Raw genomic sequence first — 26,950 nt, forward strand, 5'->3', positions numbered from 1 at the left:
CGGCTAAGGCTTGGGCGGGGCCTTCTCCGCGTTCTTGGCGGCCACCACCGCGTCGAACACCTCCCGCTTGGGCACCCCGGCGGCGGCGGCGACAGCGGCGATGGCCTCCTTGCGCCGCTCCCCCGCCTCCTCGCGCACGCGCACGCGCCGTACGAGCTCCTCGGCGTCCAGCCCCTCGTCGCCGGAGTCGGTGGCACCCTCCACGACGACGGTGATCTCCCCGCGTACGCCCTCGGCGGCCCACACGGCCAGCTCACCGAGCGGACCGCGCTTGACCTCCTCGTACGTCTTGGTCAGCTCACGGCACACGGCGGCGCGCCGCTCGGCGCCGAAGACCTCGGCCATGGCGGCGAGGGTGTCGTCGAGCCGGTGGGGCGCTTCGAAGAAGACCATGGTGCGCCGCTCGTCGGCGTTCTCGCGGAGCTTGGAGAGCCGCTCACCGGCCTTGCGCGGGAGGAACCCCTCGAAGCAGAAGCGGTCGACGGGCAGCCCGGAGAGAGCAAGAGCGGTGAGTACGGCGGACGGCCCCGGTACGGCGGTGACGCGGATGTCCTTCTCGACGGCGGCGGCGACGAGCCGGTAGCCGGGGTCGGAGACGGACGGCATCCCGGCATCGGTGACCAGCAGCACCCGTGCCCCACCGACAAGAGCTTCCACGAGTTCCGGCGTACGGGCGGACTCGTTCCCCTCGAAGTAGGAGACGACACGCCCCGAGGTGTGGATGCCGAGCGCCTGGGTGAGTCGGCGCAGCCGCCGGGTGTCCTCGGCGGCGACGACGTCGGCCCGCTCCAGTTCGGCGGCCAGGCGTGGCGGGGCGTCCGCCACGTCACCGATGGGGGTCCCTGCGAGCACGAGCGTTCCAGTCGTTCCAGTCACATCAGCCATCCTCGCAGCACGCGCAGCACCCTTCGCACAGATGCGTTCCCTACGATGGCGCGGTGACGAGTACCGCACCCGAGACCCAGCGGGGCCAAGACGCCGGGGACCCGCTCGGCGAACAGCCGACCTCCTGGCAACGGCGGCTGCGCCGCTTCGGCCATGTTCCCCGGCCGGAGACCCCTCTCCGCGACCGGCTGGACCCGCCGTACACCCGGCCGGGACGGCAGGTGTGGCCGGTGCTCGCGGTCCCCCCGCACGTGGCCGACCGGCTGGTGCGATGGTCGGCCTGGGGCGGCCCGCTGCTGGTGACCCTGGTCGCGGGCCTACTGCGCTTCTGGCGGCTGGACCAGCCGAACGCGGTGATATTCGACGAGACGTATTACGCGAAGGACGCGTGGGCGCTGGTCAACCAGGGGTACGAGGGGTCGTGGCCCAAGGACGTCGACAAGCTGATCCTCAAGGACCCGTCCTCCGTCCCGGTCCCGACCGACCCGGGCTATGTGGTGCACCCGCCGGTGGGCAAGTGGATCATCGGGTTCGGCGAGCAGCTGTTCGGCTTCACTCCGTTCGGCTGGCGCTTCATGGTGGCGGTGCTGGGCACGGTCTCCGTCCTCCTCCTGTGCCGGATCGGCCGGCGGCTGTTCCGCTCGACGTTCCTGGGCTGCCTGGCGGGGCTGCTGCTCGCGGTGGACGGGCTGCACTTCGTGATGAGCCGGACCGCGCTGCTGGACCTGATCGTGATGTTCTTCGTGCTGGCGGCGTTCGGCTGCCTGGCGGTGGACCGGGACCGCTCCCGCCGCCGACTGGCCGCTGCCCTGCCGGTGGACGAGGAGGGGGTGCTGCGCCCGGACGCCCGGATCGCGGAGACGCTGCGCCTGGGCCGGCGGCCGTGGCGGCTGGGCGCGGGCGTGCTGCTGGGCCTGGCCTTCGCCACGAAGTGGAACGGCCTCTACGTGCTGGCCGCGTTCGGCCTCATGACGGTGTTGTGGGACGTGGGAGCGCGCCGCACGGCAGGCGCGGCACGGCCGTACAGGGCGGTACTGCGCCGGGACCTGATCCCCGCGTTCTTCTCCACGGTCCCGGTGGCGATCGTGACGTACGTGGTCTCGTGGACCGGCTGGATCGTCACGGACAAGGGCTACTACCGCAACTGGGCGGCCACGGAAGGCAAGGGCTCGTCCTGGAGCTGGCTCCCGGACTGGCTGCGGAGCCTGTGGCACTACGAGAACCAGGTGTACGACTTCCACGTCGGCCTGACCTCGGGCCACACCTACGAGTCGAACCCCTGGAGCTGGCTGGTCCTGGGCCGCCCCGTCTCGTACTTCTACGAGGAGCAGACGGGCTGCAAGGAGTCGTCCACGGGCAAGTGCGCCGCCGAGGTCCTGGCCATCGGCACCCCGCTGCTCTGGTGGCTGGCGTGCTTCGCCCTCGCGTACGTGGTGTGGCGCTGGCTCTTCCGCCGCGACTGGCGGGCCGGCGCGATCGCCTGCGGCGTGGCGGCGGGCTGGGTGCCCTGGTTCTTCTACCAGGAGCGCACGATCTTCCTCTTCTACGCGGTGGTGTTCGTCCCGTTCCTCTGCCTGGCGGTCACGATGCTGCTGGGCGCGATCGTGGGCCCGGCGGCGGGCACGGGCGCCCGCGCCGACCTGGGCCTCACGAGCAATGACCCGACGGGCGAACGCCGCCGCACCCTGGGCGCGATCGCGGCGGGCGTGCTGGTGCTCCTGATCATCTGGAACTTCATCTACTTCTGGCCGCTGTTCACCGGGACGTCGATCCCGGAGGACCTGTGGCGGGACCGGATGTGGCTGGACACGTGGGTGTAGGGCCTACTGCACCGACCTCCCGCATGATGTATCCGTGACGCACCGACCGACGTACGAGCGGCATTCCGTCTGTTCGCGTTCCATCTCCGCGACGGCACGTTGGACGTGGACCTGCTCGGGTTCGACTACTGGGACGCGCTTCAGCACGGTCAGACCTGGAAATGGTCTTCGCGGTCTTCAGTAACGTTCTTGAGGTCGACGAGCAGGGCCGGACGGTGAACGAAGGCGACGCCCAATTCCGCGTCGCACAATGGATTCGTGCGCGCCAGGACCCCAGCTACGTAGTGGACCTTCCGTTCGAGCCGTGGGAGACGGAGCTCCATCGAGCCGACGGTCGCACGACGTGCGGGCGGGCCGCGACGAAGATTCGTCGCGGCCCGCCCGCACGCTCAGGATTCTGTTGCGTCAACAGGCTTCCTGGCTCCCTCTAACAACTCCGGCGGTTAGAAGAAGTGCTTGCGTCCGCCGACCGCGCGGCCGGTCGCACCCAGGATCCACAGGACCGCGCCCACGACGATGAGAATACTGCCGATCGTGGTCAGCAGGCCCATGCCGACAAGCAGGCCGATAATAAGCAGAAGAAGTCCAAGGAGGATCATTTTCAGTTCCCATCGTCAAGTTCGGTTCTTAGGCGCGTGTGCGCCTAACTTCACAACGGCCTCAGTTCACCCCACCGGTATGTCCCGGCTCCGATTGGTCGCCAGGACCTCGTTGCGTTGGTCCTAGTGCCCGGCAATTCTTCGTTCACTCACCCCAGCGGAAATTTGTTCCCCGGCCGTGCGCAGGCCCTCGTCGATCAGGCTTCGGCCACCGGTCGTGTCGAGGTCATGGAGCTCTCCGCGCGCCGCTGCCGGGCCAGGAGAATCGGGCCGCCACCTGGGGGTCGTCCGCCTGGTACCGGACCGCCAGCGAGGCGCCGACCGACTGCCTACCGCCGCCGATCACCAGGGACGCACGCGACCCCAAGGTGGTCGCGGCCGGCTTCTGCCGGTCCACACCGGACGCTCCCGCGTCCGTCGTACCGTCCACGCTTCCCGACATCCGCGCCCGCTTCCGTCCGTGTCGGTGACGGTGACGGTGCGGCGCATCCCCCACCGGGACCGCGCCCCGTACCCCCTGCAGATGAGCAGGGTAGGGCTCGACTGCCCTCATGTGCTGATGTCGGCATACCGGGGACGATCCGGCTGCCCGCTCCCGGCAACGGAGGGCCTGGCTCCACCGACACATTCGGGAGAGCACATACAGAGAGCGCTTTCCAGCCAAGCGTTCCGGTCCGGTAACAACACCCTCACCCACCGCACCAACCCCTTAGGGTTCCTCACAGTTGCCCCTTGAACGTGTTCGGGGGCACTCCTGGGAGGGGGACTGCACAGATGCGCAGTGGAGCGAAGGTCGCCGTGGTCGGCGGAGTGTTCGTCCTGGCGGCCGGCGGCATCGGCTACGGGGCCTACAGCGTGCTCGGGAGCGACGAGGGCGGAGACGGCGGCAAGGTCGCCTCCCGGAACGCGACGCCCGAGGTGAAGACAGGGCCGCCGAGCGCGGAGGAGATAGCCGAGACGTCGAAGAGCTTCTTCGACGCCTGGGCCTCGGGGGACGCCGCGACCGCGGCCCTGCTCACCAACAACGAGGCCGACGCGGAGCCCGTACTCGCCTCGTACGGCGAGGACGCCCACATCGGCAAGGTGAAGATCACCCCGGGGGCTGCCGTCGGCACGACGGTGCCCTACACCGTCAAGGCCACCGTCTCGTACGGGGGGAAGACCAAGCCCCTGTCGTACGCCTCCGAGCTCACCGTCGTACGCGGACTGACGACCGGGAAGGCCCTGGTCGACTGGGAACCCGCCGTCGTACACCCGCAGTTGACCGACGGCGCGACGCTGAAGACCGGTGAGTCGTCGACGGCGGCCATCGAAGCCGTCGACCGCAACGGCACGGTGCTCACCAAGGAGAAGCACCCCTCCCTGGGGACGATCCTGGACACCCTGCGCCAGAAGTACGGGGAATCCGCGGGCGGTTCGCCCGGCGTCGAGACCTGGATCGACCCCGCCGAGGACGGGCAGGCCGACATCAACCTGCTGACCCTCGCCAAGGGCAGGCCCGGCAAGGTGCGGACGACGCTCGACGCCGACGTCCAGGCCGCGGCCGAGCAGGCGGTGAAGCGGTTCGCCGAGTCCTCGGTGGCGGCGGTCCAGCCGTCCACGGGCGCGATCCTCGCCATCGCCAACAATCGCAAGGACGGCTACAACGCGGCCATGAGCGGCCAGTTGGCCCCCGGCTCCACGATGAAGATCGTGACAGCGGCGATGATCATCCAGAACGGTCTCGGGAGCATGAACTCCGCGGTGGAGTGCCCGGCCACCGTCGAGTGGGCAGGGGTGACCTTCCACAACCTCAAGGACTTCTCCATCAGCAACGCCACGTTGCGAGAAGCGTTCGCGCAGTCCTGCAACAGCACCTTCATCAAGCCGATCAAACCGCTCGGCGACAGGGCCGGATCGGCTCTGGGCCAGGAGGCCCGTGACTACTTCGGTCTCGGCCAGGACAACTGGCAGACCGGTGTGCCCTCCTTCGACGGCAGCATCCCGGAGTCCTCGGGGACCGAGACCGCGGCCTCGTACATCGGGCAGGGCAAGGTGCTGATGAGCCCCCTGAACATGGCTTCGGTGACCGCCACGGTGAAGAACGGCGGCTTCAAGCAGCCGTACCTGATCGCCCGTGCGCTGGACGACCGGCCGTTCGCCGGCGCCCGTCCGCTGCCGGCCGGTGTGGCCGAGCAGCTGCGGCAGATGATGCGCTACACCGCGACCAGCCCCACCGGCACCGGCACCAAGTCCATGGCGGGCGTCGGCGGCGACAAGGGCGCCAAGACCGGTTCGGCGGAGGTCGACGGGCAGACGCCGAACAGCTGGTTCACCGGCTTCCGCGACGACCTCGCCGCGGCGGCGGTAGTCCAGTCCGGCGGCCACGGCGGCGACGCGGCCGGGCCGCTGGTGGCGGAGGTGCTGCGAGCGGGTGGCTGAGGGCCGGGCCGACGGCGTACGGGGCGGGGCGCGACCGAGGAGCCCGAGTCCGCGTCCATGGGGCGTCGCCTCCGGCCGGTTGCGCGCAGGATCGCCAGCTGCTGGCAGGTGTCGGGGAGCGAGCAGCCCACGGCGAGGGCCAGTTCGGATGTCGTGGCGTAGCCTCGTCGGGCTGGCCCTCTGGGCGTCCGGGGCTCCGGCAAGCGCCCGCACCGGCTCGCGATCGTGGCGGCCCTCGGCACGGGCCTGGCCATCGCCGGGTACACGACGGTCGACGGCGTCGGGGTGCGCGCCTCCGGCACGTCGCTCGGTTACGTGGCCTGGCTGATGATCCTTGAGGGCCTGGCGATCCCGGCGTACGCGTACTACCGCCACCGCGCCGGACCGGCCGCGCAGCTGCGGCCGTTCGCGGTACGGGGCCTGCTCGGCGCGGCGCTCTCGGTGGTCGCGCACGGGCTGGTCCTCTGGGCCCAGACCAGAGCCCGGCTCGCTCCGATCGCCGCACTTCGGGAGTCGTCGATCATCGTGGGCGCGGCGATCGGCACGCTGTTCTTCAAGGAGCGCTTCGGGGCGCCGAGGATCGCGGCGGCGGGGCTGATGGTGGTGGGCATCGGGATGATGCCGCACACGACGAGCTGATGCCCTTCGCCCCCGCCGGACACGGCGGGGGCGAAGGGCATCAGGAGGTATCCGGCTCAGGCCGACGTCTCCGTCTCAGACGGACGTCTTCGACAGCTCCGGGTCCTTGTCCCCGTCCGTTCCGCCGGCCTTCCGGACCTTCACGTACTCGAGGAAGCTGTTGAGCTCGCGCTTGACCACGGGGGCGAGGAGGTAGAGACCGACGATGTTGATGACGGCGAGGGTGAAGAGGACCGCGTCGGCCAGGTCGATGAGGGTCTGCAGGGTGAGCAGGGACCCGGCGACGGCGAACAGGGTGTAGAGGGACTTGTAGACGGTCTCGCTGGTGCGGCTGCGGCCGAAGAGGTACGTCCAGGCCTTGAGGCCGTAGTAGCCCCAGGTGAGCACCGTGGAGAAGGCGAAGAGGATCACCGCGACGGTCAGGACGTACGGGAACCAGGGCAGCACGGTCGCGAACGCGTCCGAGGTGATCGTCACGCCGCCGATGGACTCACCGGCGCGGGCCTCGCCCCAGCTGGCCGGGTTGGCGATGACGATGGTCAGCGCGGTCATGGTGCAGACGACGACCGTGTCGATGAACGGCTCCAGCAGGGCGACCAGGCCCTCACTGGCGGGGTGCTTGGTCTTCACCGCGGCGTGGGCGATCGGCGCCGAACCGAGACCGGCCTCGTTGGAGAACGCGGCCCGCTTGAACCCGATGATCAGCGCACCGAGCACACCGCCCGCGACACCCTGGGGGTTGAACGCGCCCTCGATGATCGTGCCGATCGCGGCGGGTACGGCGGTGACGTTGACCAGGATGACCACGAGACACGCGGCGATGTAGAGGCCGGCCATCGCGGGGATGAGCCGGCTGGTGACCTGGGCGATGGAGCGGATGCCGCCGAGGAGCACGATGCCGACGAGCGCGGCCACGAGGATGCCGAAGAAGATGGCGCCCGCGGAGGAGCCCATGGCCCCGCTCTCGCCGCCGGTGACGGAGACGAGCTGGGCGTAGGACTGGTTGACCTGGAACAGGTTGCCGCCGAAGAGGCCGAAGAACAGGATCATGATCGAGGCGAGGACGGCGAGCACCTTGCCGAGGCTCTTGCCGTTCTTCCCGAAGCGCTCGGCCAGCCCCTTGGGCAGGTAGTGCATCGGTCCGCCGGAGACGGTGCCGTCGGCGTGGACCTCGCGGTACTTCACACCGAGGGTGACCTCGACGAACTTGGTGGCCATGCCGAGGAGGCCGCAGAGGATCATCCAGAAGGTGGCCCCGGCGCCGCCGATGGAGACCGCGACCGCCACACCGGCGATGTTGCCGAGGCCGACCGTGCCGGAGACGGCGGCGGTCAGCGCCTGGAAGTGGTTGACCTCGCCCGCCGAGTCCTTGTCGTCGTACTTGCCGCGCACGACGTCCACGGCCAGGCGGAACTTGCGCACCTGCACGAATCCGAACCAGCCGGTGAAGACCAGGCCCGCCACGACCAGCCAGGTGACGATGAGCGGCACCTCCGCCCCGCCGACGTTGACGGAGTAGAAGACGATGCCGCCCAGCCACTCGGCTATGGGCTCGAAGAACCCGCTGACGGACTCGTCGATGTTCTGGGTGATGGAGTCGAGTGACACGTTGGCTACCTCGATGACGCGGGAACGGCGGACTGGGGGTGCCTTCGCCGGTCGGTGTGCGATGGGGGATGAGCGAACGACATTGTCCGGTTGGCGACCCCCGCGTGTCCCATGGGGCGGACTACGACGGTGATCGCTCTGGTCTGATGCCGGAGGGGGCCCGGCGCTCCGCCTGGACGGGGGTTCCGTCTGCGAAGTTGGGCATTTGTACCACGCCGTTTACCGCATCTTTAGTGACGTAGGTCACAATTGGCGATTATGTGAGTGAAGATGCTGGGTAGGTGACTTCATCGTTATGCGAATTCCCAGGTGTGTTTATCGGACACCTATCGGTGTACCGCCACGGACGCGAGCTACGGTCGCGGCCTCTGTCGCCGGGCGCACGCGGGGACCCGGCGTCTCAGCCCGCCGCGAAAGCCGCGCAGAACTCCTCCACCAGGGCGGGGACCGCATCCGGCGCCTCGTCGAGCAGAAGGTGGCCCGCGCCCTCCATCACCCGGAACTCCGCTCCCAGGCGACGCCGCGCGGACGGGCCCAGGGCGCGCGGGGGCAGAAAGGGGTCGAACCGCCCTGCGACGACCAGCGCAGGTATGGGACGACGCTGTTCGAGGAGACCCGATGGCAGCGGGGGCGGGGCGAGGCTGGTGCGGCAGCAGCGTGCGACCAGGTCCATCCACGTACTGAGGTGGTCGGGTACCTCCCCGCCCCCCGGAGCCGCCATGCGGCGCAGCAACGCCGTCGACCGGGGGACGGAGGGCCGCAGGAGCCAGGGGACGGTCGCGGCCAGGAGGGGGGCGGGAACCCTCAGCCACGTGATGCCGGCGCTGGAGAGCAGTACCCGGCCGACGATCTGCGGGGAACCGCAGGCGAGCGCGACCGCTCCTCCCAGGGAATGTCCCACCACCACGGCCGGCCCGGGAGCGGCCGACTCCAGGGCCTCGCTCAGCCACTGCCCGTACCAGGCCATGCGCCGGACGCGAGGCCGTCCACCCGCGCTGAGCCCCGGCTGACCGGGCAGGTCGAGTACGGTCACGCGCCGTCCACGGGCCAGCGCCCCCACCAGAGGCAGGCACAGGGCGGCGTTCATGTTCGTCCCCGGCAGCAGCACGACACCCGGCTCCCCCTCGCGCGGCTCGTCCCCCGCCCTCACGAAGCTGGTGACTCCTGCCGACGTGACGACCTCGCCACGGACATGAGGTACACCCCAGTCCGCGATCCGGCCCTCACACCAGCGCCGCACCTCCCGTTGTGCCTTCGCGTCTTTGTACACCGAGGTCACGTGAACGTCCTTGTCGTCGTAGGCATCGGGTGAAACACACCTTGCGGTCGACTACGGCCCGTGCGCGGGCCAGTCGAGGATGCGCGCTCCGATGACTGCTGTCTGCAGGGTGTAGCGGTGCCGAGGGTCGGTCGGGTCGGATCCGGTGAGCTGGTGGATGCGTTCCAGGCGGTACGTGAGTGCACGGACGCTCAAGGAGAGGTGCCGGGCCGCCTGAGTGGTCACGCAACCCGCGTCGAAGTAGGCGGTGAGGGTCGCCAGGTGGTGCTCCGGCCCCCCACGGGCCTTGAGGAGGGGCCCGAGGGTGGTCCGGACCAGATCCGCCATGGCCTGACGGTCCCGCGTCAGCACCGGGTAGACGAGAAGACCCGCCGCGTACAGCACCGGGTCGTCCAGGCCGATGCGGCTTGCCACGTCCAGGGCTTGCAGGGCTTCCTGGTACGAGTGGACGACGCCCCCCGCACCCGGGTGCGGCCGTCCGATCGCGGCCCGTCCGCCGTCCGTGGCGGCATAGGCCTGTTTGGCGAAGTGCGTGAGAACGTCCTGCTGGTCCCCGGGCGAAATGCAGATCAGCCGGCCGTCCTTGGTGGTGAGGAGGATGCTGCGCTCGCCGAAACGACCGTTGACGGCGCTCTCCACACGACGGGGGACCGGGTCCCCCTCGGTATAGGGGGCGGGACCTTCGGCGACGGCCACGGCATGGGCGTGGGAGAACCGCAGGCCGAACTGTTCCGCTCGTTCGGCCAGAAACACCGGCTCGCCGCGCCCGTACAGCAAGTCGTCGATGAATTCCCTCCGTGCCGCCTCCTGTTCGCGGACGGCGAGCTGCTGGGCGCGCTCGTAGCCCTCGCAGAGCGCTTCGACGGCCAGTTGCACGGCGCCGAGCACGCGGTCGGCACCTGTGGCCCCGGCCGGCCAGGCGGCCCGGGTCAGGGTGAGATGGTGCACGACCAGGGCCCGCAGCGTGGTGCCGTTGACGGCAGCCTCTTCGCCGAAGGAACGAAGCCGTTCCACCTCGGTCGCGTCGGGCTCCTGGCCCGTTGCCGCTGCCGTGGCCAACAGGGCTTCGTAGCGGGGATACGTCCGGACACGGGCCGACGGGAGGCTCCCCGCTTCCCGCGGTACATACGCGTCAGGCCGTCGCCGGTTCTGAGGCGGCTTCATCGGCCACCGCAGGAACGAGGCCTCTTCAGGGGCGGTGGTGGATGCGGAGATCTCGCGCGCTGGTGCGGGCTTTCGGCCACGACGGACGCCTTCCCGGGGCTCGGCAGGCGGAGGGACGGCCGCCCCTCCGACGCCGACCAGGCTTCCCGGCACACCAGCGCCTGTCGCGACGCGTTGCCCGCATCATAATGGCGGGCGAAGGATCAGCGCCCTGCGGCGTAGGGGACGAATCCGGTCCACGCGGCGGGGGTGACGGTGAGGCGGGGGCCGTGGGGGCTCTTGGAGTCGCGGACGTGGACCGCGTCCGGGGCGGTTGCGACCTCGACGCAGTCATTGCCGTCGCCGCTGCTGCTGTAGCTGCTCTTGATCCACTCCAGCTCGGAAGCGTCCCCGGCAGAGGGCTTCTGGATCATGTCTCTCCCAGCACTTGCTCGATGAAGGCCCGCGACTCCCGAGGGTTGAGAGCCTGCGCCCGGATCATCCCACAGCGCGACTCAATGATTCTGAGCTGCTTCGGGTCGGAGACCGGCCGCCCGCCGAATGCTCCCTCGGACCGTCCCACCGCACTGCCGTCGGGGAACTTCAGCACTTCGATCAGCCCGCCGGTCCCGGGGTGTTCCTCGCGGTCGGTCGGCATCACCTGGATCGCCACATTCCGCATCTCCCCAATCTCCAGAAGGCGTTCGAGTTGTCGGCGCCACACCATTCTGCCTCCGACGGGGCGCCGAATCGTCACCTCTTCCTGGACAAAACTGAGCGTCGGGAGTGGATCACGTTCGAAGATGGACTGGCGGGCGAGGCGAGCCGCCACCATGCGATCCATCTCGTCCGTCGTGTAGGCGGGAAGCCACGAGGCGAACAGGGCGCGCATATGCCCTTCGGTCTGCAACAGACCGTTGATGTTGTGGTTGTGGTAGGCCTCCACCTCAACTGCCCTGGCTTCCAACTTTGCCAAGTCCCGGATCTTCTTCGGGTACCGCACCTCCGCGATGTCCGTCTTCATCGCCGCGAGCTTCCCGGCCGCCCCCAGCACCACGTCCGCCCCGTCCATGAACTCCGGGCGGGGGATGCGCCGGCCGCCCTCCACCTTGTAGATGAGGTCCTCGCTGTACCCCATCGCCGTGCCGAACTCCGCCGCCCGCATTCCCGCCGCCTCGCGCCACGCCTTGATCTGGCGGCCCACGGCGGCGACCACCGCAGCGCCCGGCTCGTCATCCGGGTCGACCTCCCAGCCGGGCTCGTCCACCCCGGCGTCCCCGCGCTCCGTACCGTCGCCAACCACGCTCATGCGAGCCCCACTTCCGACGTGCGTGCCGTTCTTCCCTCAACAGCGACCGTTCCCGGCACGTCACTCCAGACAGCCAGGACAACACGGGACAAGCCCCAGACACTCACCGTACGCAAGGGCTCCGTCACTGTTCACGGTACGCAGAGACGGCCACGCTGAGTGACATGAACCAAGAAGTCCTCCGCACCCAACGCCCCTTCACCGAACGAGCGTTCACCGTCCTGCTCTCCCCCACCCGCCGAGGCGCCCGGCTCGCCCGGCTGCTCACCGTGGCCCATCTCGGCGCCTGGGGGCTTCCCTCGGAGAGGGCCGCACACATCGTCGCCGAGCTGGCGGCGAACGCCTCGGTCCACGGCCGCGTACCGGGCCGGGACTTCCAACTCGGCCTCGCCGTCAGCGGGCAGACGCTGCGGATCGAGGTCACCGACACCCGGGGCGACAGCGTTCCGCCCGGGCCGGGTGCCGTCAAGGCGCCCGAGGACGATCACGCGGAGAGCGGGCGCGGGCTCCTCATCGTGGAGGCCCTGGCGGACCACTGGGGCGTCGTCCACGGCCCCGTACCGCGCAAGACCGTCTGGGCCGAGATCGACCTCGTACGGTGACGATCTCGACCGGGTCGTGCGGCAGCGCGATCCGGTGACCCCGCGAAACCCGCCCACCGGATCGTGCGCGACCGCGACGCGGCGACGCGGGACATCAACTACTCAAAGAACCAGGAGAAAGAACCCCACCCCACCCAACCCGTCCTGCACCTGACGCATCCCGGGGGCGCGTCACCCACACGGGTGAGGTTTGCCAACTCAGCTGGATTTCGCACCGGTTGCCCGGCATATGCTCACGCCACCAGACCAGCACATACGTCGGCCCCCGGCCGGGACTGCAATCCCGATCGAGGGCCTGACCACCAAGGAAGCGATACCTTCCCGATGGATACCCCGCAGAATACTGCGCTCACGCGCGCCCTGACAGAGCTTCCCGGGCCTCTCCCGGCCCGTGGCGTGATCCACGTCGTCATCCGGCACAGCGACCGCTTCACCGTCGTCGGCAACGACCTCGCCCAGCACCCCGGCCTCAGCACCGCCGCCGTCGGTTTCGCCGTACGCATCCAGTCGCTGCCCCAGGGCACCGAGGTCGGCGTCAAGGCGCTCGCCGCCCGCTTCCCCGAGGGGGAGAAGCTCATCGCGGCCGCCCTGCGCGAGTTGGAAGCGCACGGCTACCTGCAACGGGCCCGCACCCGCCTGCCGAACGGCCGGATCGTCACCCGCACCGTGTTCTGCAACCAGCCCGCGGCGCTGCTGCGGCCCCGGGCCACGGCCGCCCCACCTCAGCGGCCGCCCACCGTGAGGGAGATTCCGGCACCGGTGCAGGCGCCGGAAGCCGAGCCGGTGCACGCACCCGAACCGCCCGCTCCCGACCCCGACCCCGATCCCGATCCCGAGCCGCAGCCTCTGCCTCTCCCCCTGCCGGCGTTCGAACTGCCCCCACCCCAGGCACCCGCCCCGGAACCCCCCGCCCGCTCCGCCCCCCTCGTACCGCCCCCCACCGCTCCCAAACCCCGGCGCCCACCCCTCCCCCGACCCCGCGAACTCACCCCCGAACTGGCCCGTATCTCCACCGCACTCCTCAGCGACCTACGCCGCCACTCACCCGACTTCACCCTCTCCGAAGAACACGTCCGGAAGCTCGTCCCCGGAGTCGCCGCCTGGCTCGAACGCGACACCCACCCCGACGCCATCCGCCACACCCTCACCACCGCAGCACCCGAGCCCGTCAAACACCCCTACCAATTCGTCAGACACCGCCTCACCACCCTCATCCCCCCGCCCCTCCCCGGCCCCCGCGAACTCGCCGCCCCCGCCCGCCCACGCGTCACCGTCACCCCCTTCCAGACCTGCGACGGCTGCGAACGCGCCTTCCGCTCCCCCACCCCCGGCCACTGCCGCGACTGCCGCAACGAAGAGACGCAAGCCGCCGCCTGAGGCTTGGAGGCCGTGACCCGGCCACACGGGCGAGGCGGGCTTACCTGTGCCCCTGGGAGACCCTTCACGGCGCTCGCCTGAGGAGCACGACTACCATCCCCGCCCATGGCAACCAGCAGGAACAGCAAAGGCGGGGGCGGGTACGAGATCGACACCGATCCGGACCGCCTCGACGTCGGCCTCGTGCACCACTGGCTCTCCACGGACGCCTTCTGGGCGCTCGGCCGCAGCCGCGAGACCGTCGAGCGGTCCATACAGGGATCACTCAACTTCGGGGTGTACGACGCTGACGGGACGCAGGCCGCCTACGCCCGCGTCGTCACGGACCGGGCGACCTTCGCCTGGCTCTGCGACGTCTACGTGGCGCCCGCGCATCGCGGCCGGGGGCTCGGAGCCCGGCTGGCCACCGCCGTCCGCGACCACCTCGCCCCGTACGAACTCAAGCGGACGATGCTCTCCACGGTCGACGCCCACGAGCTGTACGCGAAGGTCGGCTTCGTCCCCGTACCCGATCCCGGGCGGCTGATGATCCTGCGCCCGGAGCAGTAGACCTCCGGGGGCGAAGCCCGACATCGACACCCTGATCTCCGAGCTGGTGGCCACGGCAAGCGGGGCCGTCGCGCTCGACAATCTGGCTCCCATCGCCCTGCTGCTCACGCAGTGGCGGCACAGCGCCGAGGTCTACGCCGACCCTGCCCTCCTCGCGATCCTCACCCGCGACCACGAGGGCGATCTCGGCCCCGTTCCAGCACCTGGCACCGCCGAGTGAGGCCTAAGCGCGGAGACCGGGCGGCACCGCCACCGGTCGGTGATGAGTACGACCTCCGGTTCGCCAACACCGAGGCCGCAGCGGGCGGGCCAGGGCCGGGACCCGGTCGCGCTGGTCGTCGCGGGGGGCGCAGTCGGCGACCGCCCGCCAGTTGTCCGCGTCCACCTCGTGGAGGGTGACGGGGCGGCCCGCCTTGTCGGTGTGTCCGTACGTGATGATCATGCGGGGAGGGTAGAGCGGTGTGCGGCGCCCGGCCAGGGGATTACGGCTGGGTCATCGCCTGGCGGAAGCCCGTGTTCACCGCGAGGATCCCGCCGTCCACCCGCAGCGTCGTCCCCGTGATCCACGACGCGTCGGAGGAGGCGAGGAAGGCGACGGCGGACGCGATGTCCTCGGGGGTGCCGACCCGGCCGAGCGGGTAGAGCGCGGCCGCGCGCTCCAACTCCGCGTCGCGGCCGGACCAGGCGCCGGTGCGGATCGTGCCGGGCGCCACCAGGTTGACCCGTACGCCGCGCGGGCCCGCGTGGCCCGCCAGCGTACGGGTCAGGCTCGCCAGGCCCGCCTTCGCGGCGCTGTACGCGTGGCCGCCGAAGTCCTGCTCGCCGTTGACCGAGCCGATGGTGACGATCGCGCCCCGACCCGAGGCCACCAGGTGCGGCAGCGCGGCGCGGGCGCAGCGGAACGGGCCGGAGAGGGTGATGTCCAGGTCGCGCTCCCAGGTCTCGTCCAGCTCGTCCTCGAAGAGCTTGGCGTCGTCGCTTGCCGCGTACGCGTTGTTGACCAGGACGTCCAGGCGGCCGAAGGTCGCGACCGCGTACGCCACCGCCGCCTCCACCGCCGTCCGGTCCGCCACGTCGCAGGCCAGGGCGTCGGCCGCGCCGCCCGCCTCGCGTATCGCCGCCGCCGTGTCGGACGCGCGCTTCGCGTCCAGGTCGGTGACGAGGACCGAGGCGCCTTCCGCAGCCAGGCGGTGGGCCGTTGCCGCGCCGATGCCCTGGCCGGCGGCGGTGATCAGGACGCTGTATCCATCGAAGCGGGCTCGTGTCCCGGGCGTCGCAGGTGTCATAGCGCCGACCGTACTGCCCTGACCAGCGCCTGGGCACGGGGGTCGGCCGTGACCCCCTTCTGGAGGCCGTTGGTGACGTAGCCCAGCGCGATGCCCGACTCCGGGTCCGCGAAGCCGAGCGAGCCGCCCCGGCCCGGGTGGCCGAACGAGCCGGGGCCCAGCAGCGGGGCCGCCGGGCCGTGCAGCATGTAGCCGAGGCCGAAGCGGGTGCTGACGACAAGGACCCGGTCGGGGCCCGCAGACTCCTCCGTGCGGGCCAGGGTGAGGGTGGCGGGGGCGAAGAGGCGGCGGTGGCCGTCGACCGGGCCGATCATCGCGGCGTAGCAGTGGGCCAGGCCCCGGGCGGTCGCGATGCCGTTGGAGGCGGGGAGTTCCGCCGTACGGTAGGCGGCGTCGTTCTCGTCGGGCAACGGGTCGATCGCGCCGAACGCCCGCCGGGTGAGGGAGTCCGGGTCGCGGTAGGCCTCGACCACCGAGCGCTTGGGGCGGACGCGCAGGGCGCCGGATGCCTCCGGCGGGGCCGGGGGCTCCACCGGGCCGATGCGGCCGATGCGGTGGGCCTCGTCGGGCGGGAGCCCGAACCAGAAGTCCAGGCCGAGCGGGCGCGCGATCTCCTCCGCGATCCAGCGGCCGATGGTGCGGCCGGTGGCGCGGCGGATCAGTTCGGCGATGAGCCAGCTGTACGTCTGGGCGTGGTAGCCGTGGTCCGTGCCCGGCTCCCACTCCGGTCGCTGCGCGGCGACGGCCGCCGGCCCGGAGACCCCGTCCACGGCCTCGGCGGGCGTGAGGGCGCGGTCCAGGGCCGGGACCCCGGCGCGGTGGGCCAGGAGGTCGCGGACCAGGACGCGTTCCTTCCCGTTCGCCTTGAACTCCGGCCAGTACGTGGAGACCGGGGCGTCCAGGTCCACCTGCCCGCGCTGGTGGAGCAGGAGGGGGACTGCGGCGGCGATGCCCTTGCCCGCCGAGCGCACGATCTGGACGGTGTCGACGGCCCACGGTTCGGTACCGTCCACATCCCTCGTACCGGCCCACAGGTCGACGACCTTGCGCCCGTCCCGGTAGACGGCGACGGCCGCGCCGCGCTCGCCCCGCTGCTCGAAGTTGCGGACGAAGGCGTCCTGGACCGGTTCGAACCCGGGGGCCACCGTGCCCCGTACGTCCACGTCCACGCTCACGTCCACGCCTGTTCCCGTACCCGCCGATGTGCCCGCGCCCGCGCTCCCACTCATCCCCCCATGGTGCACGGCCGGGTGGGGTGCGCGGTCGCCGGGGCGGCGGTGCCTTCAGGCTGTCACGAGCTGTTTACGGCGACGGAACGGTGACCGGTCACGGCGACGGAACGGTCACCGAGCGCGGGTCGAAGCCGAACGGCAGCTCCAGCCGGTGCGCCCGCATCAACTCCTCTTCGCACAGCAGCTCCTGCGTACGGCCGTCGGCCGCGATCACGCCCTCGCTGAGGATCACCGCGCGCGGGCAGAGCTCCAGCGCGTACGGCAGGTCGTGCGTGACCATCAGCACCGTCACGTCCAACGAGCGCAGGATGTCCGCCAGTTCGCGGCGCGAGGCCGGGTCCAGGTTGGACGAGGGCTCGTCCAGGACCAGGATCTCCGGCTCCATCGCGAGGACGGTCGCCACGGCGACACGGCGGCGCTGGCCGAAGGACAGGTGGTGCGGCGGGCGGCCCACGTACTCCTCCATACCCACCTGCTTCAGCGCCCGCAGGACCCGCTCCTCCAGCTCGGGGCCGCGCAGGCCCGCCGAAGCTGGGCCGAACGCGACGTCTTCGCGGACCGTGGGCATGAACAGCTGGTCGTCCGGGTCCTGGAAGACGATGCCGACCCGGCGGCGGATCTCCGCGAGGTTCCGCTTGGCCACCGGGAGCCCGGCGACATGGACCGTGCCGGAGCCCGCCTCCAGGATGCCGTTGAGGTGCAGGACGAGCGTGGTCTTGCCCGCGCCGTTGGGCCCGAGGACCGCGACGCGTTCACCGCGCTCCACGGTGAGGTTCACCCCGAAGAGGGCCTGGTGGCCGTCGGGGTAGGCGTAGGCGAGGCCGCTGACGTCGAGCGAGAGCGGCTCCTGGGCTGCGGGAGAAGAAGTCACAGGGCCCATCCCAGCAGACAGACGGCGAGCGCGAGTACGGGGAGGGCCGCCGCGTACGCCCATTGGGTCCGGTCCGCCGTCACCTCGTCGATCACCGGCATCGTGCCCGCGTAGCCCCGGCTGACCATGGCGAGGTGGACGCGCTCGCCACGCTCGTACGAGCGGATGAACAGGGCGCCCATCGAGGTCGCCAGGACGCCCCACTGCCGTACGCCGCGCGCCTCGAACCCCCGGGAGCGGCGGGCGATCGACATGCGCCGCATCTCGTCGGTGATGACGTCCCCGTACCGGATCATGAACGACGCGATCTGGACCAGCAGCGGGGGCAGCTTCAGCCGCTGGAGGCCCAGCAGGACGGCTCGCAGCTCGGTGGTGGAGGCCAGGAGCACCGAGGCGGCGACGCCGAGGGTGGCCTTGGCCAGCACGTTCCAGGCGCCCCACAGGCCGGGGACGCTGACCGGGACGCCGAGCACGGTCGTCTGCTCGCCGGGCACCACGAACGGCATGAGCAGCGCGAACGCGACGAACGGCACCTCGATGACCAGCCGTCCGAGGAGGAAGCCGGCCGGGATGCGGGCCACCGCCGCGACGGCCGCGAGGAGCGCCGCGTACAGGCCGAAGGCCCACATCGCCTCGCGCGGGGTGGAGACGACCACGAGCACGAAGCCGAAGACGGCGGCCAGTTTGCAGTGCGGGGGCAGCCGGTGGACCGGGCTGTGGCCGTGCCGGTAGAGCTTGTGAACGTGGCCCGCTCCCATGTCAGGCGTTCTCGTGTTCGCGGGACGCCTCGATGGGCGCCTCCTTGCGCCGGCGCACCACCCAGAAGACGCCCGTGCCCACGACCACCGTGGCGCTGACGCCGATCACCCCGGCGAGGCCGCCGGAGAGCCGGGCGTCGGCGATGTCGCCGACCCCGTAGTCGGCGAGCGGGGAGTCGGCCGCGCCGTGCTCCTCCGCCTTCTCGTCGATGCCCTGGTCGGCGGCGACCCGCTCCAGGCCGTCGGGGCTGGCCGAGGCGTAGAAGGAGACGAACCCGGCGAGGAATAGGGCCGAGACCAGGCCGGTGATCCAGACCCCGCGCGTGGACCGGGCGGGGGCGGAAGCGGGCTCCGGTTCGCGCGTCGCGGCCGGGGCGTCGACCAGTTCGCCGTCGATCCGGAGCTTGAGGGGGGCGGTCAGGCCCTGGACGCCGTGGACGAGGTCGGGGCGGACGGCGAGGACGGCGCCGACGGTCAGCGCGGTGATGACCGCCTCACCGATCCCGATCAGGACGTGCACGCCGACCATGGCCGTGAAGACCTTGCCGATCGGGATGTCGGTGGTGCCGCCGACCCGGTAGAGCAGCGTGAAAGCGGCGGCCGACGCGGGTACGGAGACCAGGGCCGCGACGAACGCCGAGGCGGTCGCGGACCGGCGCGTGCGCGGCAGGAGGCCGGTGAGCAGGCGGAACAGGCCGTACGCGACGAGGACGGTGACCACGCCCATGACGGTGATGTTCACGCCGAGCGCGGTGAGGCCGCCGTCCGCGAAGAAGATGCCCTGCATCAGCAGCACCACCGCCAGGCAGAGCACCGCCGTATAGGGCCCGACCAGGATCGCGGCCAGCGCCCCTCCCATCAGGTGGCCGCTGGTACCGGCGGCCACCGGGAAGTTCAGCATCTGCACGGCGAAGATGAACGCGGCCACCAGACCGGCGAGCGGAGCGGTGCGCTCGTCCAGTTCGCGGCGCGCGCCACGGAGGCTGACGGCTACCGCGCCGGCGGCGAACGCCCCGGCGGCGACGGAGACAGGTGCATCGATGAAACCATCGGGTACATGCATGGGGAGGCTCCGCTTCCTGCGGTTCCGCACGGCGTCCGCGTCCGCGTGGACGCGGCTCTGCGGGCGGGGTCATGAACCCATCAATAATAGTGCTCTCCTGCGAACCATATGCAAGAGCTGGCACCCGGCACCTGCGTGGCGTGCACGGTCGATGAGGCCCTGAGCCTCACCTGCTGTCACGGTGAGCGGACGCCCATCGTGCCATTTCCGTAAAATATGGGACATTAGAGGGCAGAAATACACATATAGGAGGAGCCGGCCTATGTCCCCTGTGATCGAAGAACATGCACGCGCCCGGCTCATCACCGATGGCCCTCTGACCCGCCCGGTCCCCGTCGACCTGCGCTACGACGCCGCCGACGATCCGCGCACCGTCCACATCACCCTGCCCGGCGGCACCGACTGGGCGTTCGGCCGTGACCTCCTGGAACGCGGTCTGCGCACCCCGATCGAGCGCGGCGCCGTCCGGGTCTGGCCCTGCGGCCGTACGCAGCTGATCGTGGAGCTGCACTCGACGGACGGGGTCGAGGTGTTCCAGTTCGAGATCAGGACGCTGATCCGCTTCCTCGCCCGCACCCGCGCGCAGGCCCCGGCCACGGCCACGCCGTCGGACGGGACCTCGGAGAAGCGCCCGTCCCGGACCACGACCACCGCCGCCCCCACTGCCGCCACCCGCCCGGAGCAGGGCGCGCCGGCGGCCCGCGGCTGAGGCGGCCGGAGGAAAAAGCACACGGAGAAGGCCCCCGCACGGGGGCCTTCTCCGTGCCCCGGTCCCCCGTCCCCACAGGTAACCGGCGCTCCCGGGGCCGCGCTCCGCTCGGACGCGGTCCCCGGGGGCTCAGAGGGGACTCGAACGGCTCCGCGGAGCCCCCACGTACAGCTGGATCCGTCCAACTGGATCCGTTGGCTCAGACGCGTACGAGCTCGCGCTCGCCGCCGTCACCGCCCTCGGAACCGGAGTCGGCGGGATCCTCCGTCAGCTGCTTCTGCAGCTTCTCGCCCTCCACGTCCACGTTGGGCAGCGCCCGGTCCAGCCAGCGCGGCAGCCACCAGGCCCGCCTGCCCAGCAGGGCCAGGACGGCCGGAACGATCGCCATGCGCACCACGAACGCGTCGAACAGGACGGCGACGGCGAGCGAGAAGCCGATCATCTTGATCATCTGCTCGCTGGAGCCGATGAAGCCGGCGAAGACCGCCATCATGATCACGGCCGCTGCCGTGACCACCCGTGCGCCGTGCTTGAAGCCGGTCACGATGGCCTGGCCGGGGCTCTCGCCGTGGACGTACGCCTCGCGCATCCGGGTGACGAGGAAGACCTCGTAGTCCATCGCGAGACCGAAGACCACCCCGACCATGAAGATCGGCATCATGCTCATGATCGGACCGGTCTGCTCGACCCCGAAGAGCGAGCCGAGCCAGCCCCACTGGAAGACCGCGACGACCGCGCCGAGAGCCGCGACCACCGAGAGCAGGAAGCCGAGGGCCGCCTTCAGCGGGACGAGGATCGAGCGGAAGACCAGCATCAGCAGGAGGAACGCGAGACCGACGACGAGCGCCAGGTAGGGCAGCAGCGCGTCGTTCATCTTCTGCGAGAAGTCGATGTTCATCGCCGTGGCGCCGGTGACCAGGACCTCGGCCCCGGTGTCCGCCTTGATGTCCTTGCCCACGTCACGGATGTCGTGGACGACCTCCTCCGTGGCGTGCGAGGACGGCCGGTCCTTCGGGATGACCGTGATCATCGCGGTGTCGCCGGCCTTGTTGAACGTGGCCGGGGTGACGGCGACGACGCCGATCCGCTCGATCTCCTCGGCGACCCGCGCGGCCGCGGCCTTCGGGTCGGAGCTGCCCTTGCCGTCCGTGACGACCATCAGCGGGCCGTTGAACCCGGGGCCGAAGCCGTCGGAGAGCATGTCGTACGCCTGGCGCTGCGTGGTCGACTTCGGCTGGGCGCCGTCGTCGGGCAGGCCCATCTCCAGCGAGGCGGCCGGTACGGCGATGACACCGAGGCCGAGGACCCCGACCAGCAGGACCCAGACCGGCCTGCGCAGCACGAACCGCGCCCAGCGGGTGCCCATGTTCGGCTTGGCCTCGGGACGGTTCTCCGCCTCGGCGGCCTTGCGCGCCTTGCGGCCCATGACCCGCTTGCCCGCGAAGCCCAGCAGGGCCGGGACGAGGGTGAGGGCGATGACCACGGCGATCGCGACGGTACCGGCGGCGGCGAAGCCCATCTTCGTCAGCATCGGGATGTTGACGACCGCCAGACCCACCAGGGCGATGACCACGGTCAGGCCCGCGAAGACGACGGCGGAGCCGGCCGTACCGACCGCCCGTCCGGCGGCTTCCTCGCGCTCCCGGCCCTCGGCCAGTTCGGCGCGGTAGCGGGAGACGATGAAGAGCGCGTAGTCGATGCCGACCGCGAGGCCGATCATCATGGCGAGCGTCGAGGTGGTGGAGCCGAGGTCCAGGACGTTGGCGAGCGCCGTGATCAGCGAGACCCCGATACCGACCCCGATCAGGGCGGTCAGCAGCGGCAGCCCGGCCGCTATCAGCGAGCCGAAGGTGATGACCAGGACCACTGCGGCGATGGCGACACCGATGATCTCGGCGGCTCCGGTGTGCGGCAGGACCTGGAGCGCGTCACCGCCGATCTCCACCTTCATGCCGCTGCTCTGCGCGTCCGTGCCCGCGTCCTTCAGGGCGTCGGTGGTCTGGTCGGTCAGCTCCATGGAGTTGACCTTGTACGAGACCGAGACGTACGCCGTCGAACCGTCCTGGCTCACGGCCCGCGCCTCGAACGGGTCGGCGACCGAGGCGATCTGGTCCGAGCCGGAGCTCAGCTCCTTGACGATGCCCTGGATCTCGCTCTTGTTGGCCGAGTCGGTCACCTTCTCGCCCTCGGGCGCCTTGAAGACGACCCGGGCGGTGGCCCCGTCGGCACTGGTGCCGGGGAAGCGCTGTTCCAGCAGGTCGAAGGCGCGCTGCGCCTCCGTACCGGGGATGGAGAAGGAACTGGAGGTGGCGGTGGACGCGGAGGCCGCGCCGAACCCGGCGAGCGCCAGCAGTGCCACCCAGACAAGGGCGACATAGCGGCGGCGCCGGAAGGCGAGCCGTCCGAGCTTGTAGAGGAAAGTGGCCACGGGGGCGTACTCCCGGTCAGGTCGTGTGAGTGGAATGGGCGTGAGGAACCGGCCCGACGACGAGAGCGGCGCGTCAGGGGTCAGGTGCAGCGTCGGGGAGAGGGCCGTGCGGGTGGGACGGGGACGTCAGACTCCGAGGGCGGGGAGAACCACGGAATCCACGTAGTCGGTGAGGAACGCCTGGTCGACCGGACGGTCCTCGATCAGCTGTCGGGCCGCCACGGCGCCGATCAGCATGTGCGGGATGTACTTCAGCGCGGGGTTGTCCGCACTCAGCTCACCCCGGGCCACCGCCCGCTGGAGCAACTCGTCGAGACCGGTCATCTCCGGTTCGATCAAGAGCTCGCGCAGGGCCTGGAGCAGCTCGGGGTACTCGTGGACGGCATGGCTCAGACCCCGCATCAGCGCGGCGTCCTTCTCCATCTGGCAGTCGTCGGTCCGGCTCAGCGCGGCGTGGAAGTCCCCGCGCAGCGAACCGGTGTCGATGTCGGCGAGGCTCCCCGGCTTGCTGTGCCGCAGCGCCCTGGCGACCAGCTCGGGCTTGGAGCCCCACTGGCGGTAGAGAGTGGCCTTGCTGGACCGGGTACGGGCGGCGATGGCGTCCATGGTCAGGGCGTCGTAGCCGACCTCGCGGAGCAGGTCGAGGACGGACTCGTAGAGTTCGCCCTCACGCTCGGGGGTCAGCCTGGTGCGTGCCATGTGCCGACCTCCTTCGCATCTCTGCCGGCTCTTTCCACCGGCCCGATGTCCCGCTCACCATCGAACGAAACTGTTTCGTACACCTGAACCGTACCCCTCCCGCCCAGCGAAACGAAATCGTTTCGCTTGTGGGCTGCACCACAAGTTGCCCCGGGCCCCTCGCGCGGAAAGCATTGAGGAGTGAGTGACGACGTCGCGTATCTCCGGTTCCCGCACCTCCACCAGGACATGCTCTGCTTCGCCGCCGAGGACGACCTCTGGGTCTCCCCCCTCGCGCCGGCGGGCCACCGACCGGGACGGGCCTGGCGGGTGACCGTCGACCGCACCCGGGTCAGCCACCCCCGCTTCTCGCCCGACGGCACCTCCATCGCCTACACGACCTGGCGCACGCTCGACCCCGAGATCCACCTCGCCCCGGCCGACGGCGGTCCGGCCCGCCGGCTCACCTACTGGGGCTCGACCGACGCCCGGGTCTGCGGCTGGAGCCCCGACCCGGCCGACGCCTCCCAGATCCTCGCCGTCTCCTCGCACAACCAGCCGTTCTCGTACTTCTCCTGGGCCTACAGCGTCCCCACCGACGGCAGCCCGGGCGGCAAGCTCCCCTGGGGCCCGGTCTCCGACATCGCCGTCGCCGACCTCGACGGCGAGCGCCGCACCCTGCTCCTCACCGGCACGCCCCCGCACGAACCGGCCGCCTGGAAGCGCTACCGGGGCGGGGCCATGGGCCGCCTCTGGCTGCACGGCGAGCGGCTGCTGCCGGACATCGACGGCCACCTCGCCTCGCCCATGTTCGTCGGCCGGCGCATCGCGTTCCTCTCCGACCACGAGGGCGTCGGCAACCTCTACTCCTGCCGGACCGACGGCACCGATCTGCGCCGCCACACCGACCACGACGCCTTCTACGCCCGCAACGCCGCGAGCGACGGCCACCGGGTCGTCTACCAGTGCGCCGGCGACCTCTGGCTGGTCGACGACCTGGAGTCGCCGGACGCCACCCCGCGCAAGCTGGAGGTACGGCTCGGCGGCCCGCGCACCGGCCGGCGCCGCCACCAGGTGCCCGCCGCCAGCAACGTCGACTCACTCTCGGTCGACGAGACGGGCCGGGCCAGCGCCGTCACCGTACGCGGCAGCCTCTACTGGCTCACCCACCGCGACGGCCCCGCCCGCACCATCAGCGACACCCCGGGGGTGCGGGTGCGGCTGCCGGAGATGCTCGGCAGCAGGGGGCAGGTCGCGTACGTCACCGACGCGGACGGCGAGGACGCGGTGGAGATCGCCTACCTGCCGCGCGCCAGCGGCGACCGGGCCCCGCGCCGGCTCGCCTCGGGACAGCTCGGCCGGGTGCAGGAGATGGTCTCCGACCCGGACGGCGAACGCCTCGCCATCGCCTCGAACGACGGGCGGCTGCTGCTCCTGGACACGGGGGAGGGCACGGGCGGGGAGACGGCGGCGGAGCGGGCTTCCAGCGGCTCCACCCGCGCCGACCTCTACGCGGCGACGGGCGCGGCACCCCTGGACAGCGCGGCCCCGGTCGACGAACACCCCGGCCTCACCGAGCTGATCCGCTCGGTCAACGGGCCCGTCCGCGACCTGGCCTTCTCGCCCGACGGCGACTGGCTGACCTGGTCGCACCCGGGCATCGGCCGCTCGCTGCGGCAGATCAAGCTGGCCCGGATCTCCGGCCCCGGCGCCCCGGTGATCGTGGACGTCACCAACGGCCGCTTCGAGGACGAGAACCCGGTCTTCACGGAGGACGGCCGCTACCTCGCGTTCCTGTCCTGGCGGGGCTTCGACCCGGTGTACGACGTCCACACCGGCGACCTCTCCTTCCCGCTCGGCTGCCGCCCCTACCTGGTCCCGCTCTCCTCGGCCACTCCCTCGCCCTTCGCGCTCTCCCCGGACGGGCGGCCGGCGGCGGGCGGCCTGGACCCGGTGGACGTACCGGAGGGAGGGGGTACGGGCGAAGGGTCCACGGTCATGGTCGAGTTCGAGGGCCTGGAGAGCCGGGTGACGCCGTTCCCGGTCTCCGCCTCCAAGTACTCGGCGCTGCACCCGGTGAGCGGCGGCGGGCTGGTCTGGCTGCGCTGGCCGATCTCGGGGGCACTGGGCGAGACGTTCGCGAACCCGGCCGACATGTCGGGGCGGCCGACGCTGGAGCACTTCAACATCGCGAAGGCCCGGAAGACCGAACTGGTCGACCACCTAGACTGGTTCGCGGTCAGCGGCGACTGCTCGCGCCTGGTGGTGATGGACGACGGCGAGCTGCGCGCCCTGCCCGCGACCGAGCCGGGCGACACCGACTCCACCGTCTACCTGGACCTGCGCCGCATCCTGCACGAGGTGGACCCGGGGGCGGAGTGGCGACAGGCGTACGGGGAGGCGGGCCGGATCATCCGCTCCTACTTCTGGGAGCCGGACATGTGCGGCGTCGACTGGGGCGGGGTGCTGGACCAGTACCGCCCGCTGGTCGAACGGGTGGCCTCCCCCGACGAGTTCGCGGACCTGCTGCGCGAGGTGCTGGGCGAGCTGGGCACCTCGCACGCCTACGTCTCCCCCGCCCGCCGCAACGAGGGCCCGCCGCACTACCAGCGCGCGATCGGCCTGCTCGGCGCCAACCTGGTGTGCCGGGACGGCGCCTGGACGCTCCAGCGCATCCTGCCCGGCGACTCATCGGACTCCAAGGCGCGCTCCCCGCTGGCCGGTACGGGGATCAGGGAGGGCGCGGTCCTCACACACGTGGACGGCCGCCCGGTGGACCCGGTGACGGGCCCGTTCCCGCTGCTGACGGCGGCGGGCGGCACCACGGTGGAGCTGACGTTCACCCCGGCGGGCGGCGGCCCCTCGCGCCGGGTGGCGATCATGCCCCTGATGGACGAGCGCCCCCTGCGCTACCAGGACTGGGTGGCCAAACGGCGTGATGTCGTACGGGAGTTGAGCGGCGGCAAGTGCGGCTACCTGCACATCCCGGACATGGGCGGCTCCGGCTGGGCCCAGTTCAACCGGGACCTGCGCCTGGAGGTCTCCCGCCCCGCTCTGATCGTGGACGTACGGGGCAACGCGGGCGGCCACATCAGCGAGCTGGTCGTCGAGAAGCTCACCCGCAAGATCCTCGGCTGGGACCTGACCCGCAACGCCCAAGCGGTGAGCTACGCCTCCAACGCGCCGAGGGGGCCCGTCGTCGCCCTCGCCGACGAGGCGACATCCTCCGACGGCGACATGATCACCGCCGCGTTCCGGCTGCTGAAGCTGGGGCCGGTGGTGGGCCAGCGGACGTGGGGCGGGGTGGTCGGCATGACCGGCCGCCACCGCCTCGGCGACGGCACGGTGATCACCGTCCCGATGAACGCCGCCTGGTTCGACACGTACGGCTGGTCGGTGGAGAACCACGGCGTGGAACCGGACGTGCAGGCACTGCGCACCCCGCTGGACTGGGCGGAGGGCCGGTACGCGGTCCTCGACGACGCGGTGCGGGTCGCCCTGGACCTCCTGGCGGCCCACCCGGCCTCGACCCCGCCGTCGTACGACACCGCCCCGAACCTGCGAAGGCCGCCGCTGCCGCCGAGGAGCGGCTGAGCCCCCGAGCCCCGGCCCCCGCTCCTCAATCGCGGGAGGGGCGGGGGTCTTCCGTCGCCGCTCGTAGTCCGTCACCCGGCGGAGCAGACTCCGGACAGCA

The 26,950-nt window shown here is 71.1% G+C and carries 24 protein-coding genes and 2 pseudogenes; 10 read left to right on the plus strand and 16 right to left on the minus strand.

The annotated features are described in order from the left end of the window. Positions 1-3 precede the first annotated feature (3 nt). A complete protein-coding gene (gene rsmI, locus AMK21_RS18990; protein WP_199863233.1) occupies positions 4-885 on the minus strand; it encodes a 16S rRNA (cytidine(1402)-2'-O)-methyltransferase in 882 nt (293 codons plus the stop codon). Between the two features lie 53 nt (positions 886-938). On the opposite strand from rsmI, the gene AMK21_RS18995 reads away from it, so the two are divergent. Next, positions 939-2,705 (plus strand): dolichyl-phosphate-mannose--protein mannosyltransferase, encoded by a 1,767-nt coding sequence (locus AMK21_RS18995; RefSeq protein WP_073879454.1) that lies wholly within the window; start codon positions 939-941, stop codon positions 2,703-2,705. Between the two features lie 161 nt (positions 2,706-2,866). Beyond that, positions 2,867-3,136 (plus strand): DUF7677 family protein, encoded by a 270-nt coding sequence (locus AMK21_RS37130; RefSeq protein WP_420712515.1) that lies wholly within the window; start codon positions 2,867-2,869, stop codon positions 3,134-3,136. Between the two features lie 12 nt (positions 3,137-3,148). Here AMK21_RS37130 and AMK21_RS34365 read toward each other — a convergent pair whose 3' ends face one another. Together AMK21_RS34365 and AMK21_RS19000 are read right to left on the minus strand one after the other, a co-directional pair. Next, positions 3,149-3,304 carry a hypothetical protein gene (locus AMK21_RS34365; RefSeq protein ID WP_107429945.1) on the minus strand — a complete coding sequence of 52 codons (156 nt, stop codon included), beginning with the start codon at positions 3,302-3,304 and terminating at the stop codon, positions 3,149-3,151. A 226-nt stretch (positions 3,305-3,530) separates the two neighbouring features. Continuing rightward, complete coding sequence (locus AMK21_RS19000) at positions 3,531-3,746, minus strand: hypothetical protein (RefSeq protein ID WP_073879456.1); 216 nt, start codon at positions 3,744-3,746, stop codon at positions 3,531-3,533. Positions 3,747-4,078: 332 nt separating this feature from the next. Between AMK21_RS19000 and AMK21_RS19005 the strand changes: the two genes are divergently transcribed. Continuing rightward, a complete protein-coding gene (locus AMK21_RS19005) occupies positions 4,079-5,725 on the plus strand; it encodes a penicillin-binding transpeptidase domain-containing protein (RefSeq protein WP_079181203.1) in 1,647 nt (548 codons plus the stop codon). Positions 5,726-5,885: 160 nt separating this feature from the next. Beyond that, positions 5,886-6,364: pseudogene (locus AMK21_RS19010) on the plus strand (EamA family transporter); the annotation flags it as partial. Positions 6,365-6,439: 75 nt separating this feature from the next. Here AMK21_RS19010 and AMK21_RS19015 read toward each other — a convergent pair. From AMK21_RS19015 to AMK21_RS19035, 5 genes are all read right to left on the minus strand, one after another. Beyond that, entirely contained in the window at positions 6,440-7,972 is a 1,533-nt protein-coding gene (locus AMK21_RS19015; protein ID WP_073879458.1) for an alanine/glycine:cation symporter family protein, read from the minus strand. 400 nt (positions 7,973-8,372) lie between these two features. Further along, positions 8,373-9,251, minus strand: a complete 879-nt coding sequence (locus AMK21_RS19020; protein WP_073879460.1) for an alpha/beta fold hydrolase — start codon at positions 9,249-9,251, stop codon at positions 8,373-8,375. A gap of 51 nt (positions 9,252-9,302) precedes the next feature. Further along, a complete protein-coding gene (locus AMK21_RS19025; protein WP_374194603.1) occupies positions 9,303-10,310 on the minus strand; it encodes a PucR family transcriptional regulator in 1,008 nt (335 codons plus the stop codon). Between the two features lie 308 nt (positions 10,311-10,618). Beyond that, complete coding sequence (locus tag AMK21_RS19030; RefSeq protein WP_073879462.1) at positions 10,619-10,828, minus strand: DUF397 domain-containing protein; 210 nt, start codon at positions 10,826-10,828, stop codon at positions 10,619-10,621. After that, positions 10,825-11,703 (minus strand): helix-turn-helix domain-containing protein, encoded by an 879-nt coding sequence (locus AMK21_RS19035; RefSeq protein WP_073879464.1) that lies wholly within the window; start codon positions 11,701-11,703, stop codon positions 10,825-10,827. The genes AMK21_RS19030 and AMK21_RS19035 overlap by 4 nt, the downstream gene beginning before the upstream one ends. Positions 11,704-11,867: 164 nt before the next feature. On the opposite strand from AMK21_RS19035, the gene AMK21_RS19040 reads away from it, so the two are divergent. The 4 genes from AMK21_RS19040 to AMK21_RS19055 all read left to right on the plus strand — a co-directional run bounded on the left by AMK21_RS19040 (position 11,868) and on the right by AMK21_RS19055 (position 14,451). Continuing rightward, positions 11,868-12,305, plus strand: coding sequence for an ATP-binding protein (locus AMK21_RS19040; protein ID WP_073879466.1), 438 nt, complete (start codon positions 11,868-11,870; stop codon positions 12,303-12,305). A 324-nt stretch (positions 12,306-12,629) separates the two neighbouring features. Further along, positions 12,630-13,682: a hypothetical protein gene (locus AMK21_RS19045; RefSeq protein WP_073879468.1), complete on the plus strand. Its 1,053-nt coding sequence runs from the start codon at positions 12,630-12,632 to the stop codon at positions 13,680-13,682. A 105-nt stretch (positions 13,683-13,787) separates the two neighbouring features. Further along, positions 13,788-14,231, plus strand: coding sequence for a GNAT family N-acetyltransferase (locus AMK21_RS19050; protein ID WP_073879470.1), 444 nt, complete (start codon positions 13,788-13,790; stop codon positions 14,229-14,231). 46 nt (positions 14,232-14,277) lie between these two features. After that, positions 14,278-14,451 (plus strand): hypothetical protein, encoded by a 174-nt coding sequence (locus tag AMK21_RS19055; protein ID WP_234421976.1) that lies wholly within the window; start codon positions 14,278-14,280, stop codon positions 14,449-14,451. An 87-nt stretch (positions 14,452-14,538) separates the two neighbouring features. On the opposite strand, the pseudogene AMK21_RS36135 reads toward AMK21_RS19055, so the two are convergent. The 6 genes and pseudogenes from AMK21_RS36135 to AMK21_RS19085 all read right to left on the minus strand — a co-directional run. Next, positions 14,539-14,673: pseudogene (locus AMK21_RS36135) on the minus strand (GNAT family N-acetyltransferase); the annotation flags it as partial. 40 nt (positions 14,674-14,713) lie between these two features. Further along, a complete protein-coding gene (locus AMK21_RS19065; protein WP_073879472.1) occupies positions 14,714-15,517 on the minus strand; it encodes an SDR family NAD(P)-dependent oxidoreductase in 804 nt (267 codons plus the stop codon). Continuing rightward, positions 15,514-16,680 carry a serine hydrolase domain-containing protein gene (locus AMK21_RS19070; protein WP_073879896.1) on the minus strand — a complete coding sequence of 389 codons (1,167 nt, stop codon included), beginning with the start codon at positions 16,678-16,680 and terminating at the stop codon, positions 15,514-15,516. Before AMK21_RS19070 ends, AMK21_RS19065 begins: the two co-directional genes overlap by 4 nt. A 163-nt stretch (positions 16,681-16,843) precedes the next feature. Next, on the minus strand, positions 16,844-17,629 hold the full coding sequence (locus AMK21_RS19075; RefSeq protein WP_073879474.1) for an energy-coupling factor ABC transporter ATP-binding protein: 786 nt from the start codon (positions 17,627-17,629) through the stop codon (positions 16,844-16,846). Continuing rightward, positions 17,617-18,378, minus strand: coding sequence for a cobalt ECF transporter T component CbiQ (cbiQ, locus tag AMK21_RS19080; protein WP_073879476.1), 762 nt, complete (start codon positions 18,376-18,378; stop codon positions 17,617-17,619). The genes AMK21_RS19075 and cbiQ overlap by 13 nt, the downstream gene beginning before the upstream one ends. Before the next feature lies 1 nt (position 18,379). Beyond that, positions 18,380-19,441 (minus strand): energy-coupling factor ABC transporter permease, encoded by a 1,062-nt coding sequence (locus tag AMK21_RS19085; protein ID WP_073879478.1) that lies wholly within the window; start codon positions 19,439-19,441, stop codon positions 18,380-18,382. Positions 19,442-19,703: 262 nt separating this feature from the next. On the opposite strand from AMK21_RS19085, the gene AMK21_RS19090 reads away from it, so the two are divergent. Beyond that, entirely contained in the window at positions 19,704-20,150 is a 447-nt protein-coding gene (locus AMK21_RS19090) for an SsgA family sporulation/cell division regulator (protein WP_073879480.1), read from the plus strand. 199 nt (positions 20,151-20,349) lie between these two features. Here AMK21_RS19090 and AMK21_RS19095 read toward each other — a convergent pair whose 3' ends face one another. Next, positions 20,350-22,578 (minus strand): MMPL family transporter, encoded by a 2,229-nt coding sequence (locus AMK21_RS19095; RefSeq protein WP_073879482.1) that lies wholly within the window; start codon positions 22,576-22,578, stop codon positions 20,350-20,352. 126 nt (positions 22,579-22,704) lie between these two features. After that, positions 22,705-23,277 (minus strand): TetR/AcrR family transcriptional regulator, encoded by a 573-nt coding sequence (locus tag AMK21_RS19100; protein WP_073879484.1) that lies wholly within the window; start codon positions 23,275-23,277, stop codon positions 22,705-22,707. 180 nt (positions 23,278-23,457) lie between these two features. Here AMK21_RS19100 and AMK21_RS19105 point away from each other — a divergent pair, with 180 nt between their 5' ends. Beyond that, positions 23,458-26,850, plus strand: a complete 3,393-nt coding sequence (locus AMK21_RS19105; RefSeq protein ID WP_073879486.1) for a S41 family peptidase — start codon at positions 23,458-23,460, stop codon at positions 26,848-26,850. The last annotated feature ends 100 nt before the right edge of the window (positions 26,851-26,950 follow it).

Source organism: Streptomyces sp. CB00316 (assembly GCF_001905595.1).
Lineage (GTDB): Bacteria > Actinomycetota > Actinomycetes > Streptomycetales > Streptomycetaceae > Streptomyces.

Bases quoted from the DNA above. Each gene is read 5' to 3' on its own strand.
- rsmI (WP_199863233.1), bottom strand. From the start codon at position 885: ATGGCTGATGTGACTGGAACGACTGGAACGCTCGTGCTCGCAGGGACC.
- AMK21_RS37130 (WP_420712515.1), top strand. From the start codon at position 2,867: ATGGTCTTCGCGGTCTTCAGTAACGTTCTTGAGGTCGACGAGCAGGGC.
- AMK21_RS34365 (WP_107429945.1), bottom strand. From the start codon at position 3,304: ATGATCCTCCTTGGACTTCTTCTGCTTATTATCGGCCTGCTTGTCGGC.
- AMK21_RS19000 (WP_073879456.1), bottom strand. From the start codon at position 3,746: ATGTCGGGAAGCGTGGACGGTACGACGGACGCGGGAGCGTCCGGTGTG.
- AMK21_RS19005 (WP_079181203.1), top strand. From the start codon at position 4,079: ATGCGCAGTGGAGCGAAGGTCGCCGTGGTCGGCGGAGTGTTCGTCCTG.
- AMK21_RS19030 (WP_073879462.1), bottom strand. From the start codon at position 10,828: ATGATCCAGAAGCCCTCTGCCGGGGACGCTTCCGAGCTGGAGTGGATC.
- AMK21_RS19035 (WP_073879464.1), bottom strand. From the start codon at position 11,703: ATGAGCGTGGTTGGCGACGGTACGGAGCGCGGGGACGCCGGGGTGGAC.
- AMK21_RS19040 (WP_073879466.1), top strand. From the start codon at position 11,868: ATGAACCAAGAAGTCCTCCGCACCCAACGCCCCTTCACCGAACGAGCG.
- AMK21_RS19045 (WP_073879468.1), top strand. From the start codon at position 12,630: ATGGATACCCCGCAGAATACTGCGCTCACGCGCGCCCTGACAGAGCTT.
- AMK21_RS19050 (WP_073879470.1), top strand. From the start codon at position 13,788: ATGGCAACCAGCAGGAACAGCAAAGGCGGGGGCGGGTACGAGATCGAC.
- AMK21_RS19065 (WP_073879472.1), bottom strand. From the start codon at position 15,517: ATGACACCTGCGACGCCCGGGACACGAGCCCGCTTCGATGGATACAGC.
- AMK21_RS19075 (WP_073879474.1), bottom strand. From the start codon at position 17,629: ATGGGCCCTGTGACTTCTTCTCCCGCAGCCCAGGAGCCGCTCTCGCTC.
- cbiQ (WP_073879476.1), bottom strand. From the start codon at position 18,378: ATGGGAGCGGGCCACGTTCACAAGCTCTACCGGCACGGCCACAGCCCG.
- AMK21_RS19085 (WP_073879478.1), bottom strand. From the start codon at position 19,441: ATGCATGTACCCGATGGTTTCATCGATGCACCTGTCTCCGTCGCCGCC.
- AMK21_RS19090 (WP_073879480.1), top strand. From the start codon at position 19,704: ATGTCCCCTGTGATCGAAGAACATGCACGCGCCCGGCTCATCACCGAT.
- AMK21_RS19100 (WP_073879484.1), bottom strand. From the start codon at position 23,277: ATGGCACGCACCAGGCTGACCCCCGAGCGTGAGGGCGAACTCTACGAG.